Raw genomic sequence first — 15,004 nt, 5'->3', positions numbered from 1 at the left:
TCCTGGCGCCCAACCTGTGGGCCGGGGTGGGCCTGGTCCGCGGGGGAGCGGGCACCGCGCTGGTCGGCTCGCACGCCGAGGTCGCCGAGCGGCTGGCCGAATACGCCAAGCTGGGCATCTCCCACTTCATCTTGTCGGGATATCCGCATCTGGAAGAGGCCTACTGGTTCGGCGAGGGCGTGCGAGCCGACCAGCGCGGTGCCCGCTCCCCCGCGGACCAGGCCCACCCCGGCCCACAGGTTGGGCGCGACCAGCAACTTGCTGCTGTCGCCGCCGTGCAGGTCCAGCATGCGGCGCTGGCCCTCGGATTCGCTGCGCGCCAGGCTGCTCTGCACCCGCTCGATGTCGGCGGGATCGATCGCGGACAGCAACCGATCGGCCTCCGCCCAGGCCTCGGCGGAGGTATCACGGCTGATCACGTGAATCCGCAAGCCGTACTGCAGGATTCGGCCGGCGTCGACGGCCAGCCCGCGGATCCAGTCCAGCTTCTTGGCGACCGCGGTCAGCGGTTCGCCCCAGGTGAGGTACACGTCGGTGTGCTTGGCCGCCACCGGTCCGGCCGATGCCGACGATCCACCGAAGAACACCGCCGGTATCGGGTCGGGCGGGTTGTTCAGTTGGGCACCCTCGACCTGAATGTGCTCCCCGGCGAAGGTCACCGGCTCGTTCGAGGTCCACAGCTGCCGCACCACGTGCAAGAACTCGGCGGTGCGGGCATACCGCGCCTCCTTGTCCAGGAAGTCGCCATAGGCGCGCTGCTCGTGCGGTTCACCGCCGGTGACGACATTGAGCAGCAGCCGTCCGTCCGAGTGCCGCTGGAACGTCCCGGCCATCTGGGCGGCCAGGGTGGGACTGAGCATGCCGGGACGGAACGCGACCAGGAACTTCAGGGTCTCGGTCGATTCGACCAGCATCGCCGTCGTCAACCACGCGTCCTCACACCACAATCCCGTCGGCGTGAGGACCGCCTCGAAACCGTTGTCTTCGGCGGCCGTACAAATCTGGTGCAGGTACTTCAGTGTCGCGGGCCGATTGCCCGACATCGGCGTGCCGTGCCCGCCCGCGACCAGATTCCGCGAATCGCCGTAGGTCGGCAGAAACCAATGAAACGCGAGACTCAATTCACAATCCTCTTTCGCTCCGCTGTGGGCCCTGTGCAGCAACCGTCCATCCTGCTGAAGTCACCGCCGAGGGGCGAGGGTTGAAACCTGCGAGATTGCATCCCCGTCCGGGCGCCGCCGTCACCACGGCAACCCGCGGCGGCGAGCGCCGAGCGGGGACGTCCGGGCGCCGGACGGGCGGCACCCGCGCACCGCATCTGCGCTGTCCCGGAAGGCAATACGATCGCAATGATTCGGGCGGCGGCATCCGGCGATAACGGCGCTACGATGACTACGATCTTCCGCGCGATGCCGCAACCCGGGGGCCACCATCGCCCTGGCCGGTGACTGCCCGACGCCGGAAAAGATCACCGCTGCGTGACCGAATGGTCACACCGGATCACACAATGCTTCCAATACGGCGTGGCTCGGCGGGTAATCCCCGGTCAGCGCGGCATTATTGCGATCATGCCTGACCTCACACGCCGAGCGGTGCTCCGGATGGGCGCCGGTGGCACCCTCGGAGCCGCCGGCGTGCTCGCATTCAGCTCCCTGCTGGCTCCCGGAACGTCGCACGCCGCGACGTTGCCGCAGGCTCCCGCGCCGTTCGAGCCGCCGACGGCGGGCAAGACCCTGCCGACCAAGCTGACCGGTTCTTTCGTCTCGGCGGCCCGTGGGGGCATCAAGACCAATTACGTGATCGCGGTGCCGCCGGGGCAGACCGGGATGCTGCGCCCGGTGATCGCCCTGCACGGCGTGGACGGGGATGCGAACCAGATGCTCGACATGGGCGTCCCGGACGGGCTGGCCCAGCTGGTCAAGGAGGGCAAGCCGCCGTTCGCGGTGGTCGGCGTCGACGGCGGCAACACCTATTGGCACAGAAGGACTTCCGGTGAGGACTCCGGCGCCATGGTGCTCGACGAGCTGCTGCCGATGCTCTCGACGATGGGTTTCGACACCTCCCGAGTCGGCTTCATGGGGTGGTCAATGGGTGGCTACGGGGCGCTTCGCCTGGGCGCCAAGCTCGGCCCGTCGCGCACCGCCGGCATCTGCGCAATCAGCCCGGCGCTATACACCTCCTATGCGACCAGCGCCCCCGGGGCGTTCGACAGCAACGACGACTTCGTGCAGAACAGCGTGCTCGGCCTGCCGGCACTGAATTCGATTCCGCTGCGCGTGGACTGCGGCAACTTCGACCGCTTCTACTTCGCCACAAAGCAATTCGTCTACCAGTTGAAAACCCAACCGGCGGGCAGCTTCTCGCTGGGCGGCCATGACATCGCCTACTGGCGAAGCCAACTGCCCGGCGAGCTGGCCTGGATGGCGACCTAGCCCACGCAGATGACACTTCGGGAGCAATCGGTCGCCAGCAGCCCACAACAGGTGGAGCGGCGGACCGCCCGAAGGGGATTCCGGCCCGACATCGAGGGACTGCGCGCCGTCGCGGTGATCGCCGTCGTGCTCTACCACGCCGGCATCCCCGGAATCACCGGCGGCTACATCGGTGTGGACGTCTTCTTCGTCATCTCCGGGTTCCTCATCACCGGGCTGCTGTTTCGCGAGGCGAGCACCACGAATACCGTTGCGCTGGGCCGGTTTTACGGTGCGCGCGCCCGACGGCTGCTGCCGGCCGCGGCCATCGTCGGCACCATCACGGCGATCGGTGCCGCCGCGGTGCTGCCGCCGCTGCAGGCGCGCAGCGTGTTCCTCGACGGCATCGCCAGCGCCCTGTACGTCGGCAACTACCGGTTCGCGCTGCGCGGCACCGACTACCTGACCACGGACGCGCCGTCACCGTTTCAGCACTACTGGTCGCTGGGGGTGGAGGAGCAGTTCTACCTGGTGTGGCCGCTGCTCATCATCGCCACGGCCTGGTTGCTGCGGCGCATCCCGCGCCTGCGCGGTGACGCGACGCGCGCGACACCGTACGCGGTGATCCTCGCGACGGTGGCCGCGGCGTCGTTGACCGCAGGCGCGGTGTGGACCCGCACCTCGCCGTCGTGGGCGTTCTTCTCGCTGCCCACCCGCGCCTGGGAGCTGGCGGCCGGCGGCCTGGTGGCCCTGTCGATCCAGCAGTGGCGCCGGCTGTCGCTGCGAACGGCGTCGATCGTCGGGTGGGGCGGTCTGGCGTTGATCCTGCTGACCTGCACCCAACTCAACTCCCACACGCCTTATCCCGGCACCGAGGCGCTGCTGCCGGTGCTGGGCACCGCGCTGATCATCGGCGGCGGCGCCGTCACCGGGGGGCTGGGGCCCGGCCGCCTGCTGTGCCGCCCGGCGATGCGCGCGATCGGCCGGATCTCCTACTCCTGGTACCTGTGGCACTGGCCGGTGCTGCTGCTGATGCCGGCGCTGCTCGGTGAGCCCGCGGGGCTGCCGGCCCGGCTGAGCGCGACGGCCGTGTCGGCCGGGCTCGCCGTCATCACCCTTCATTTGGTCGAGAATCCCGGCCGCTTCGCCGCCGCGCTGCGCCGCTCGGCGAAAGTCAGCCTGGTGGTGGCGGGCGGCGCGAGTGCCGCCACCGCGTGCGCATGCATGCTACTGCTCAACGTGATACCGGCACCGGTGGGGCACGGGGTCGCCGCTCCCCGCGCCAACATCATCGCGACGCCCCCGTCCAGCGTCCCCGCCGTCAGCGCGCAGGAAGCGGCGGTTCGTCAGGCGTTCGACCAGGCCCGCGCGGCGCTCGCCGCGGCCGTCGGCCTGCGAGCCGTCCCGTCGAACCTGGACCCGCCGCTGGCCAAGGCGCCCGCCGACAAGGCCGCGGTGTTCGTCAACGGTTGCGTGCGCTCCTGGCGCGACGTCGGACAAAGCGAGTGCGCGACCGGCGACACCGCCTCGCCGACCACCGTCGCCCTGATCGGCGACTCGCACGCCGCCATGTGGAATCCCGCGTTCGAGCAGCTCGCCGAGCAACGGCACTGGCGGCTGGAGACGCTGGCCAAGGTGACCTGCCCGCTGCAGGACCTGCGCATCGTGAGCCCGTACCTGGGCCGCGAGTACACCGAATGCGAACAGTGGCGCACCCAGATCATGAGCCGGATGAGGGCCGAACACCCGCGCCTGATCGTGCTGGACATGAGCCGGCGCTACGGCGGGGACTTCGGCTTCGCCTCCTACGACCCGGCCTGGATCGACACCCTCGGACGCACCGTGGCGCAGCTGCGCGACACCGGCGCGACCGTCCTGGTGCTCGGGCCCGCACCCGACCCGCATTCGTCGGCGCCGACCTGCCTGTCCGCCCACCTCGACGACGTAAACGCCTGCACGCCAACGAAGGCCGCGGCGGTGGACGGCGACGGGATCGCCGCCGAGCAGGCGGTGACGGCCCGCAGCGGCGGCCACTACGCCGACCTGACCGACATGTTCTGCACCCCTGACCGCTGCCCGATCGTCGTCGGCAACACGCTGGTCTTCCGCGACGACAACCATGTGACAACCGAGTACGCGCAGTTGGTGGCACCGCTTATGGGTGCGCTCGCGGACCGCGCCCTGGCGAACGGGTGAACGGCAATGAACTTCTCATGGTCGACCGACGTCAGATCAGTGAAGGGTTTTTGGAGGTCTTAGGGTCATGTCTCCGCTGTTGCTGGTCTGCATCGCACTAGCCGCGCCCTTCGCCGGGATCGGATTCCTGCACGTGCAGGACCGCCTGGAGCGCTGGGACTACGAGCGGCACGCCGACGACTGATTCGCCCATAGCAAAGGACCATTCTCGGTAGATCCGCATGGTTGCGGCCGCGGTGTACGCGATTGTGCTGATGTTTTCCCCGCGCGGCGCCCGCATGCTGGCTAACATGATCAGGATTGATCCGCCGGCGGACATGCCGCTGCTGAATTGGAGCGAGCAGAGCGTGAGCGAGCTGCCCACTGGAACGGTGACGCTGCTGCTCGCCGACGTCGAAGGCTCGACGCGGCTGTGGGAAACCCAATCCGACACCATGACGACCGCGCTCGAGCAGCTCAACCGGACGGTCAACGAGCTGGTGGCCAGCTACGGCGGCGTGCGGCCGGTCGAACAGGGCGAGGGCGACAGTTTCGTGCTGGCGTTCGCGCGGGCCAGCGACGCGGTCGCCTGCGCGCTGCAGATTCAGCTAACGGTGCAGCCGCCGATCCGGATCCGCCTGGGGCTGCACACCGGTGAGATTCAGCTGCGCGACGCCGGTAACTACGCGGGAAGCACCATCAACCGGACCGCACGCCTGCGCGACCTCGCCCACGGCGGCCAGACCGTGCTGTCCGGCGCGACCGAACCGTTGGTGATCGACCGGTTGCCCGCCGATGCGTGGCTGACGGACCTGGGCGAGCACGCACTGCGGGATATACCCCGACCGGAACGGGTCTTCCAACTCAGCCACCCCGGTTTGCGCAATGACTTCCCGCCGCTGCGCACAGCGAATGACGTTGTGGGAAAACGCCTTCCGAGCCAGTTGACCAGCTTCGTCGGCCGCGGCGCCCAAATCGACGACATCGCACAGATTTTGAAGGAAAACCGGTTGGTGACCCTGACCGGGGCGGGCGGCGTCGGCAAGACCCGGTTGGCGGTGCAGGTCGCCGACCAGATCGGCGCTGGGTTCTCCGGCGGGGCGTGGTTCATCGACCTTGCCCCGGTGACCAATCCGTTGGTGGTCCCCGTCACCGTGGCACGCACGTTGGGTCTTCCCGACCAGCCGGGCCGCTCCACGATGGAGACCCTGTCCCGCTACGTCGCCAACCGAAAGATGTTGCTGATTCTGGACAATTGCGAGCACCTGCTGGACGCCAGCGCGGCGCTGGTGGTGGCGTTGCTTGAGGCGGGACCCGAGGTCACCGTGCTGGCGACCAGCCGCGAGCCGATCGGCATCGTGGGCGAGCTGACCTGGCGGGTGCCGTCGCTGTCGGTGGAAGGTGAGGCCGTCGAACTGTTCGTCGACCGCGCCCGCCGTACCCGTCCGGATTTCGTTCTCACCGAGGCTAATTCGTCGGCGATTGCCGAGATCTGCCGTCGCCTCGACGGGATGCCGCTGGCGATAGAGCTCGCCGCGGCCCGGACCCGCACACTGTCGCTGAGCCAGATCGTCGACGGCTTGCATCACAACTTTCGCCTGCTCGCCGGAGGTGCGCGCACCGCGGTTCGCCGTCAGCAGACGCTGCGCGCGTCCATCGACTGGTCGCACGCCATGCTCACCGAACCGGAACGCGTCCTGTTCCGCCGGCTGGCGGTGTTCATGGGCGGTTTCGACCTGGACGCCGCGCACGCCGTGGGCGCCGACACCGACGCCGAGCACTTCCAGCTGATCGATCTGCTCGGGCTGCTCGTCGACAAGTCGCTGGTCGTGACCGACGAAATCGACGGCATCATGCGCTACCGCCTGCTGGAGACCGTCCGCCAGTACGGTCTGGAGAAACTTGCCGAGTCGGGCGAGGCCGAGGTGGTGCGGACCCGGCACCGCGACCACTACACCGCCACCGCGGTGACGCTGGAATCGCAGATTCGCGGCGACGGAACGCCATTGGTGCCGTGGGCCGAACTCGAAATGGACAACCTGCGGGCGGCACACGCGTGGAGTTGCGACGCGGGCGAATTCGGGCTCGCGCTGCAGGTCGTCTCGTCGCTGCAGCGAGTTTGGGTGACGCGCGGGCGATTTCGGGAGGGTGTGGCCGGGTTCGACGCGGTCTTCACCGACGAGCGTTATAGCGATGACGCTGTCGCCCCGGAGATCTGGGTACGCGCGGTGGCCGATGCCAACCTGCTGGCGGTCTGGCACTCCGTCCCGACCAGCCCGCAGCGGGCAGAGGAAGCGTTGGCCGCTGCCCGTCAACTGGGCGACCACGCACTGTTGGTGAGCATCCTACTGGCCTGCGCCGTACTGGCGATGAACGAAGCCGCGCTGGCGGAGCCGTATTTCGCCGAGGCGGCCGAGCTGGCCCGCGCCGCGGGTGACGACGCCGCGCTTTACCACGTGCGTTGCTATCAATGCTTCGTCGGCAACGTCAGCGGTGATCCCGTCGCTTCGCAGGCCGCCGGCGAGGAAGGGCGTGCCCTCGCGGACCAGTTGGGCGACAGCTTCATGTCGCGCTACGGCCGGGTGTTTCTCACCGGCGCGCTAGCGATGCAGGGCAAGTTCGCCCAGGCGCTACGGGTATCGCGTGCGCTGGTCGAAGAAGCCCGGGCCGCACAGGATCTCGCGATGGAAACATTCGGCCTCATGACGCTGGCACAGGCGCTGACGTTCACTGGCGATGCCGCCGCGGGCCGCGCCGCGGCGCAAGTAGCCTTGGACAACGGTGCTGCCATGGGCGGTTTCCATGAGGACACCGCGTACGTGGCGCTGGCCAACGCCGAGTTGGCAAGCGGCGACGTCGCGGCGGCCAGGGATGCGTGTGAGGCGGCCTGGCAGTCGACCTCTCCGCTCAAGGAGCTGTTTGTGCGCAGCCTGGCGCCCATGACCGATGCGGCCTTGGGCTGTGGTGACCTCGTGGCCGCTCGCCGCTGGGCCGACGATGCCGTCGCCGTGGTTCCGGGAAGTCATCGGGTGATGGTGCTGACCGCGCGGGCGGCAGTCGCGGTCGCGCAAGGCGAACCGCAGCAGGCCGAACGCGATCTGTACGAGGCTTTGGAAACCGCCGAACGCACCGGCGGCTACCTGCAGCTGCCCGGCGCCCTCGAACGCCTCGCCGCCCTGGCCGCCGACACCAGCCCGGAGCACGCCGCCCGGCTGTTCGGTGCGGCCGAGGGCATCCGCCGCCGCCATGGCGAGGTACGGTTCCAGGTGTTTCAGGCCGCCTACGACGACTCGGTGACGCAAGCACGAGAAACACTGGGCGACAGCGCATTTGAATCGGCATGGTCCGAAGGCATGGCGCTATCCACCCAGGAGGCCATTAGCTACGCGCGGCGCGGCCGCGGTGCACGCGGACGCCCGGCCAGCGGATGGGAGTCCCTGACTCCCACCGAGCGCGACGTCATCCGGCTCGTCAGCCAAGGACTGCCCAACAAAGACGTCGCGGCGCGGCTGTTCATCTCCCCGCGCACCGTCCAGACCCATCTGACGCACGTGTACGCCAAACTCGCGGTGTCCTCGCGGGTTCAGCTGGCCCGGGAAGCCGCCCGCCACGCCTGAGTCAGGTCGACAGCTGGGTGCGAATCAGTGGAACGATCTTGTCCGCCATGTACTGGTGCCCCGCGTCGTTCGGATGCACGCCGTCCGCACCGATCAGGTCGGGCCGGCCGACGAACCAGTGTTCGGCGATCGGGTCGATGAAGGTTGCCCCCGCCGCCCCGGCCGCGCCGCCGAGAATGTCGCGGATCACAAACATCGAAGGCGGCACGTCGGCGGTCGGCCACGGCGGTCCGATCACCAGCAGCCGCGCCGCCGGCGCCAGCCGGCGCGCCAGATCCAAAGCGGCGTGGGTTTTTTCGGTCAGGTACCCGGGATCGACCCCTTGGTCGTTGCGGGACCCGAAGAACACCACCAGCGCGTCGTCGGGCTGCACCGCCTTGGGCGTCAGATCCTCGAAGATGCTGCCGTGGTCGCCGGGTGTGCCATAACCGGCCCTGCCTTCCGCCGCCACGCTGCCCGAGATCCGCGAACCGCGTGACCCGAGCACCTGGAAGGCGCGCGACGTCCAGGATCTGGAACCCAGACCGCCCTCATCGGTTCCGGTGGTATACGAGTCCCCCACCACCGCCACATGATTCAGCCGGAAGTCGAGCGTCAGTGTCTCGTAGGTGCGCACCTGCACCGGGTATGCGATGCCTACGCCCGCCAGAAAACTCAACCCAATGAGAAAGGTGGCCAGACGACTCACTCTCACCTCCACTGTCAACGGCATCGTCGGGTGCCGCCGCGTCCTCATCAAGTATTCCCCGTGAGTCGCGGCCGGCCGCTGAGGCGGCCATCACACCGCGCGGGCCGAAACCGCTTCCAGCGGACGGTCGATCGGATGCAGCTTACTGTTTGGCTCGCCGGGATCGCTTCTCGCGTTGACGGCCCTGACATCGACCATCTTGCGCATCCAGCGGCGGGCGGGCTCTTCGACGCCGTGATACAGCAGCACCGAGGCGCCCAGGGCGATCGCGAGCAGGCCGATGATGTTCCACTTCCACGGGTTATCCAAAGTCGGCAGCTCGAATTGCTCCACGGCCCATCCCCAGGAGGTGTGCACCAGCTCGTGCACCATGTACAGGCAGAACGAGATCTTGCCGCCGTACACCATCACTCGGGTCGACAGCACCCGCGGCAGGCTGCCCAGCCCCACGGCCAGCGAAATCACCAGCGGAACGAACAACACGTCGACGACGCCACCGCTGTCGTTCTCCACGACTCCCGATATCGGGTGCGCGCCAAACCAATACAGCACGCCCACCATGGCGGCCAGCAGCAGCAGGGACACGTATCCGGCGACGCGGCGGCCGCGATCGGTCAGGCGCAGCCTGCGCACCGCGGCGCAGGCCAGCGCGCCGGCGGTGAACTGGGTGACGATTCGGGGCAGCCAGCTCCACGGGGTGTAGAAGTGGCCACTGGCGAGCAACATCAGCACCGGCGGCAGCGACGCCGCGAAGGCCAGGACCATCAAGCTGCGCGCCCTGGTCGCCTGTTTCATCCGCAACAGGACCAGCACCATGACGGCGAAGAGCACGTAAGCCAGCCATTCCGCGCTGATCGACCAGGCCGGCCCATCCCAACTCGAGTCGTCGAAGAACGGCACAAACCACAACTGCACCAACAGGATTTGGCGCACGTAGCTAATCGCCGTGAGCGACGCCGCGTCCGGCGACGGCACATGACCGACGTGCAGGGTGAAGATCACCCACAGGGCGGCCAGATGCAGGGTGACCAGATACACCGGCCATACCCGGGCCAGCCGCAGCCACAGGAAATGCAGGGTCGCGCGGGTCGACCAGGACCGGCCCATGCGGTCGAGATAGTTGTAGGTCAGCACGAACCCGCTGAGGATGAAGAACAGGTCGACACCCTGGGCGCCGCAGTTGAGCACCGGCGCAAGGGCGTCGCGGAAATCGGGCGAGACGTCGCCGAGCATCGGCCGGAAGTGGAACAGCACCACCCAGAGCGCGGCGACAATGCGGAGCCCCGTCAGGGCCGTGATCTCGCCCCTGATCTCTCCGCCCCGCACGCTGCTCTTCCCGTCCGAATCGTGGCCGTTCCGTTTCGCGCTACTTCGGCCGAGCGGGAAATCTCGCCTTTTCACAAGCCCCCCGACTAGAACCGGCAGCCTTGGCAGCCTAGCAGCGCAATCGTCGGCTCGGGTGGACGGTTGTGGTGTGGCAAACCGGGTTCCGGGGTAATCCATGGGCCCGATGACCCGCTGGGCGTTTGCTCAGCCCTCGGCCGCAATGGGGCCGCATTCGCTTCTTAGCAAAGCGTTAGACACGGCTTCCGATCCCCTTAGGCTTGCGGCCTAACGTTTGAATCACACTTTGGTGAGCGTGGCGGCGCCCTCCGAAGACCGCGCGAGCGCCACGGAGAGTGAGGGGTCTGCATGACGATCGCAGGCAACCAGACCGGCCACGACAACTGCGTATTTGACTGCGACGGCGCACAAGTCCGGGCGCACTACCGCCACCTGGCGACCGTGGTGCACATTCGCGGCGAAATCGACGACGAAAATGTCGACCGCCTCAGTGACCACATCGCGCGGTTCACGCTCGGAGAAAACCCCGTGGTGCTCGACGTGGCGGACGTCAGTGAATTTGCTGAGGCCGGCATCTCGCTGCTGTACGCGTTTGACGCCGATTGTCGCGCCGCCGGGGTGGACTGGACCCTCGTCGCCAGCTCAGCGGTGACCCAGGCGCTAGATGACACCGGTCATGACGCCAGCTTCCCGATCATGCGCTCGGTTCACGAGGCGCTGCAGGATCGGGCCGACGCCATCGTGCTGCGCCGCCGGATGGCGTTGCCGCTGGTCAGGAAGACGCCTTAGCGCGCGAGCGCAACCGGCGCAGCCTGGCACCTCCGACGACCGCCAGCACCCCGGCTGTGGTCAACAGCACCAGCGTGAGCAGCAGCAGCTGCGGGTCATAGATCACCGACGTGGTGGAGGGTTGACCGTCCGCGATCGGCGCCACCGACACGGTGTGATGCGAGTGCCACCAGGACAGCCCCGAGCAGACGAACGCGGCGCCGGCCAGGCCGAGCTCGAGGATCGCGCGATAGCGGGCGTTCATTGCGCCGCCCCGGTGTCGTCGTCCCACTCCCGGTCGACGGCATCGGAGCGGGTCGGCTCCACCCGCTCCTGCACCAGTGGGGTCAGCGCGGCCCGCAGCTGACGATGCCGACGCGCCCAGGCCTGGGCGGTGCGGTCATTGGTGAGCTTGAGGCCGATGCCGACGCGTCCGCGCGGCACCCCGACCAGTTCGCCCAGGGCCCGGGCCGACTGCCAGCGCGCCAGGTCCTTCCCGGAGGCCTCGTGATTTTCGGGCTCGGGATACACCTTGACGATCTCGCGCACCAGAATCGTTTCGGTGCCCTGGCGCAGCGCGTCCTCGGTGAGCTCGACCGAGACGTGGATCCGGGCGGCCTTCACCTGTATCCCCAGGAACGCCGACACGAGCACCAGGAAGATCGCGGGGACCACCAGCGACACGGGGGCACCGCTCCAGATTTCGATCAGGATCATCGCCACCGCCGCGAGCGGGCCGCACGCCAACCACCACCAGCTCGCACCGGGTTCGTAGAACAACGGCTTGGGTGCGGTGTCGCCGCCGGTCGTCATCGCAAGCCCCATCTCACGAAAGCCACCCTGCCGCATCGGCGGCCCAATAGGTGAGAACGATATCGGCCCCGGCGCGCCGGATGCTGGTCAGCGACTCCAGCGCCGCGGCGCGCTCGTCGATCCAATTGTTCGCGGCGGCAGCACAAATCATCGCGTACTCCCCCGACACCTGATAGGCGGCGACGGGAACGGGCGAGACGTCCGCCGCGGCCGCGACCACGTCGAGATAACTCATCGCCGGTTTGATCATCACGATGTCGGCACCCTCGTCGAGATCGAGCGCGATCTCGCGCAGCGCCTCGCGGGCGTTGCCCGCCTCCTGCTGATAGGTGCGCCGGTCGCCAGACAGACTCGAGCTGACCGCCTCACGAAACGGGCCGTAGAACACGGAGGCGAATTTGGCGGCGTAGGCCAGGATCGCCACGTCGGTGAAGCCCGCGGCGTCCAACCCGTCGCGGATCGCGCCCACCTGTCCATCCATCATGCCGCTCGGTCCCACCACCTGAGCGCCCGATTCGGCTTGCGCCACAGCGAGTTCCACGTACCGGGCCACGGTGGCGTCGTTGTCGACCCGGCCCCGGCCGTCCAGGACGCCGCAGTGGCCGTGGTCGGTGAACTCATCCAAACAGGTGTCGGCCATCAGCACGGTGGCCTCGCCGAGGTCCTTGGCCAGGTCTCGCAGCGCAACGTTGAGGATCCCGTCGGCGTCGGTCCCGGCCGAACCGATCGAATCCTTGTCCTCGTCGCGGGGCACGCCGAACAGCATCAACCCGCCCACCCCGGCGGCGACCGCGCTGGCGGCCGCGCTGCGCAACGAATCACGGGTGTGCTGCACCACGCCCGGCATGGACGTGATCGGCCGGGGTTCGTCGATGCCGTCGGCGACGAACATCGGCAGCACCAAATGCCTTGGCTCCAAGGAGGTTTGCGCCACCAGACGGCGCAATGCCGGGGTGGTGCGAAGCCGACGCGGGCGCTGCCGCGGGTAGGCACTCATGCTCGTTGAGTGGCGACCCGCTGCGCGCGCTCCAGCGCGCTTGCGATCGCCACTAGCGCCTGCGGCTCTTTTTGCGCGGCGGCGGCAGCGCACCCTCGGCGCGCAACCGCGCGGCGTGTTCGGCCAGCGCGTCGACCAGCGGACCAACCGCGGCGGTCTCGGGCTGGACATCCACCCGCAGGCCGAATTCGGCCGCGGTCTCTGCGGTTTTGGGGCCGATGCAGGCGATGATCGTCCGGGCGTGCGGCTTGCCGGCGATGCCGACCAGGTTGCGCACCGTGGAGCTGGACGTGAAGCACACGGCGTCGAAGCCACCGGTCTTGATCATCTCTCGCGTCTCCGCCGGTGGCGGGGCGGCCCGCACCGTCCGGTAGGCGGTGACATCCTCGATCTCCCAACCACGTTCGCGCAAACCCTCGGCCAGCGTCTCGGTGGCGATGTCCGCACGCGGCAGCAGGACCCGGTTGACCGGGTCGAAAATGCTGTCGTAGGGCGGGAAGTCGTCGAGCAGGCCCAGCGAGGACTGCTCACCGGCCGGCACCAGCTCCGGGCTGATCCCGAACGCGCGCACCCGGTCGGCGGTCGATTCGCCCACACACGCGATCTTCACTCCGGAGAACGCGCGCGCGTCCAGACCGAACTCGCCGAACTTCTCCCACACCGCGCGCACCGCGTTGGTGGAGGTGAACACCACCCACTGGAAGCGGCCGTCGACCAATCCCTTGACGGCCCTTTCCATCTGAGCGGGGCTGCGCGGCGGCTCGACGGCAATGGTCGGCACCTCGATGGGCAGCGCGCCGTAGGACGTCAGGCGTTCGCTCATCTCGCCGGCCTGGTCCTTGGTGCGCGGCACCAGCACGGTCCAGCCGTACAGCGCGCGGCTCTCCCACCAGTTCAGCTTCGCCCGGCTGGCCACCGTCTTGCCGATGGTCACCACCAGCGGTCCGGTCAGCGGACCGGCGGGGTCGGTGCCGCCCAGCACCGCCGAGTCGGTCAGGCCGTGCAGCGTGGTCTCGATCGAACGCTGCTGGCAGGTGGTGCCGTGCGCGGTCACCACGCACGGGGTGTTCTCGGCGAGCTCGTGCTCGATCAGGGTGCGTGCCGCATCGGCCAGATGCGACGACGTGGCCTGCAGGATCAGCGGACCGGGCGCGGCGGCCAGCGCCTCCCAATCCACTTGTGGGTCGCGCACGTCGGCCACGGTGTGCGAAGAGCCCAGCGGCAGCCCCGCATACGTCGGCACGGCATCGCTGGGGGCCAGCCCCGGCACGATCTCGATGTGCAGGTGGCTGCGCGCGACGGCGTTCACCTCGGTGATGACCGCGTCGACCGTCAGCGGGTCGCCGGCCACCAGGCGCACCACGTCCACGCCCGTGCGGGCCTCGGTGGTCAGCGTCTTGGCCACCTCGGCGGGATCACCCAGGGCCGGGCGGATGTCGGGACCACCGGAGATCACCGCCGGCTGCATCTTGGTCGGCTCGGATCCGCCGTCGCCGGTGGAGGCGGCCGGCTCCGCCGGAGCCGGGCCGGAAACCGGCGGCAGGTCTTTGCCGATCAGGGCCAGCACCGGCTCAGGCACGTCGGGGTCGGTGAACACCAGGGCGGCGTTCGCCAGCACCGTGGCGGCCCGGGTCGTCAGCAATCCCGGGTCACCCGGGCCGGATCCCACGTACGTGATGCGGCCGGGTGTCGGCTTACGCCCTCGCGTCGTCATTGTCGCTCCCACGTAACTCGCTTCTAATTTCCTCGCGTCGGGTCTTGCCGCGCGCCGCTCATCAGCTCTCGGGCGCCCAGCTCGAACAGCTCCGCGGCCACCGAGAGCCCAAGCTCTCGTGCCCGACCGGGACTGCCGATACCGGACGCGCGGATCACATCAGACCCGTCCAGCGCCGCCACGCAACCGCGCAGCGACAGCTCTTCGAAGATCCGGCCTTCCTCATCGATGGACTCGACCACTTCGGCGATCGCGCCCACCGGTGCGGAGCAACCGGCCTCCAGTTCGGCCAGCAGGGTTCGCTCCGCAGTGACCGACGCCCTCGTGTCGGCGTCGTCCAGTTCCGCCAGCACCGCCGCTAACCGGCTATCGCCGGCACGGCATTCGACGGCGAGCGCGCCCTGAGCCGGTGCTGGCAACATCTGCACCGGCTCTAGCGTCTCGGTGACGTCGTCGAGGCGACCGATCCGGGCCAGT

Annotated in this window: 11 protein-coding genes and 1 pseudogene; 4 read left to right on the top strand and 8 right to left on the bottom strand. The window is 68.7% G+C overall.

Annotated elements, in window-relative coordinates; translation table 11 throughout:
- On the bottom strand, positions 1–1,121 hold a 1,121-nt coding region (locus A5646_RS12850), incomplete at its 3' end, for an LLM class flavin-dependent oxidoreductase (protein ID WP_231998310.1).
- Between the two features lie 447 nt (positions 1,122–1,568).
- Between A5646_RS12850 and A5646_RS12845 the strand changes: the two genes are divergently transcribed.
- The 3 genes from A5646_RS12845 (at position 1,569) to A5646_RS12835 (ending at position 8,203) form a co-directional block, all read left to right on the top strand.
- Entirely contained in the window at positions 1,569–2,432 is an 864-nt protein-coding gene (locus tag A5646_RS12845) for an esterase family protein (RefSeq protein ID WP_197505182.1), read from the top strand.
- 51 nt (positions 2,433–2,483) lie between these two features.
- Positions 2,484–4,607: an acyltransferase family protein gene (locus A5646_RS12840; RefSeq protein WP_082984723.1), complete on the top strand. Its 2,124-nt coding sequence runs from the start codon at positions 2,484–2,486 to the stop codon at positions 4,605–4,607.
- 278 nt (positions 4,608–4,885) lie between these two features.
- Entirely contained in the window at positions 4,886–8,203 is a 3,318-nt protein-coding gene (locus tag A5646_RS12835; protein ID WP_067021988.1) for a LuxR C-terminal-related transcriptional regulator, read from the top strand.
- Position 8,204: 1 nt separating this feature from the next.
- Here A5646_RS12835 and A5646_RS12830 read toward each other — a convergent pair whose 3' ends face one another.
- Together A5646_RS12830 and A5646_RS12825 are read right to left on the bottom strand one after the other, a co-directional pair.
- On the bottom strand, positions 8,205–8,891 hold the full coding sequence (locus A5646_RS12830; RefSeq protein ID WP_066868600.1) for a GDSL lipase: 687 nt from the start codon (positions 8,889–8,891) through the stop codon (positions 8,205–8,207).
- 90 nt (positions 8,892–8,981) lie between these two features.
- Positions 8,982–10,217: an acyltransferase gene (locus tag A5646_RS12825; protein ID WP_066881514.1), complete on the bottom strand. Its 1,236-nt coding sequence runs from the start codon at positions 10,215–10,217 to the stop codon at positions 8,982–8,984.
- A 366-nt stretch (positions 10,218–10,583) separates the two neighbouring features.
- Here A5646_RS12825 and A5646_RS12820 point away from each other — a divergent pair, with 366 nt between their 5' ends.
- Entirely contained in the window at positions 10,584–11,024 is a 441-nt protein-coding gene (locus tag A5646_RS12820; RefSeq protein WP_066881512.1) for an STAS domain-containing protein, read from the top strand.
- On the opposite strand, the gene A5646_RS12815 is transcribed toward A5646_RS12820, so the two are convergent.
- The 5 genes and pseudogenes from A5646_RS12815 to A5646_RS12795 all read right to left on the bottom strand — a co-directional run.
- Complete coding sequence (locus A5646_RS12815) at positions 11,008–11,268, bottom strand: hypothetical protein (RefSeq protein ID WP_066868608.1); 261 nt, start codon at positions 11,266–11,268, stop codon at positions 11,008–11,010. The genes A5646_RS12820 and A5646_RS12815 overlap by 17 nt on opposite strands.
- Positions 11,265–11,816: a DUF3093 family protein gene (locus tag A5646_RS12810; RefSeq protein ID WP_066868617.1), complete on the bottom strand. Its 552-nt coding sequence runs from the start codon at positions 11,814–11,816 to the stop codon at positions 11,265–11,267. Before A5646_RS12810 ends, A5646_RS12815 begins: the two co-directional genes overlap by 4 nt.
- Positions 11,817–11,829: 13 nt before the next feature.
- Positions 11,830–12,813, bottom strand: a complete 984-nt coding sequence (gene hemB / locus A5646_RS12805; RefSeq protein ID WP_082984722.1) for a porphobilinogen synthase — start codon at positions 12,811–12,813, stop codon at positions 11,830–11,832.
- A 52-nt stretch (positions 12,814–12,865) separates the two neighbouring features.
- Positions 12,866–14,527 carry a uroporphyrinogen-III synthase gene (locus A5646_RS12800; RefSeq protein WP_067021980.1) on the bottom strand — a complete coding sequence of 554 codons (1,662 nt, stop codon included), beginning with the start codon at positions 14,525–14,527 and terminating at the stop codon, positions 12,866–12,868.
- A gap of 23 nt (positions 14,528–14,550) precedes the next feature.
- Positions 14,551–15,004: pseudogene (locus tag A5646_RS12795) on the bottom strand (hydroxymethylbilane synthase); the annotation flags it as partial.

This window comes from Mycobacterium sp. 1245499.0 (assembly GCF_001673615.1).
Lineage (GTDB): Bacteria > Actinomycetota > Actinomycetes > Mycobacteriales > Mycobacteriaceae > Mycobacterium > Mycobacterium europaeum_A.
This window is presented reverse-complemented; position numbering and strand designations above follow the sequence as displayed.

Coding starts and splice junctions, on each gene's coding strand:
- A5646_RS12845 (WP_197505182.1), top strand. CDS start 1,569: ATGCCTGACCTCACACGCCGAGCGGTGCTCCGGATGGGCGCCGGTGGC.
- A5646_RS12835 (WP_067021988.1), top strand. CDS start 4,886: ATGCTGGCTAACATGATCAGGATTGATCCGCCGGCGGACATGCCGCTG.
- A5646_RS12820 (WP_066881512.1), top strand. CDS start 10,584: ATGACGATCGCAGGCAACCAGACCGGCCACGACAACTGCGTATTTGAC.
- A5646_RS12815 (WP_066868608.1), bottom strand. CDS start 11,268: ATGAACGCCCGCTATCGCGCGATCCTCGAGCTCGGCCTGGCCGGCGCC.
- A5646_RS12810 (WP_066868617.1), bottom strand. CDS start 11,816: ATGACGACCGGCGGCGACACCGCACCCAAGCCGTTGTTCTACGAACCC.
- hemB (WP_082984722.1), bottom strand. CDS start 12,813: ATGAGTGCCTACCCGCGGCAGCGCCCGCGTCGGCTTCGCACCACCCCG.
- A5646_RS12800 (WP_067021980.1), bottom strand. CDS start 14,527: ATGACGACGCGAGGGCGTAAGCCGACACCCGGCCGCATCACGTACGTG.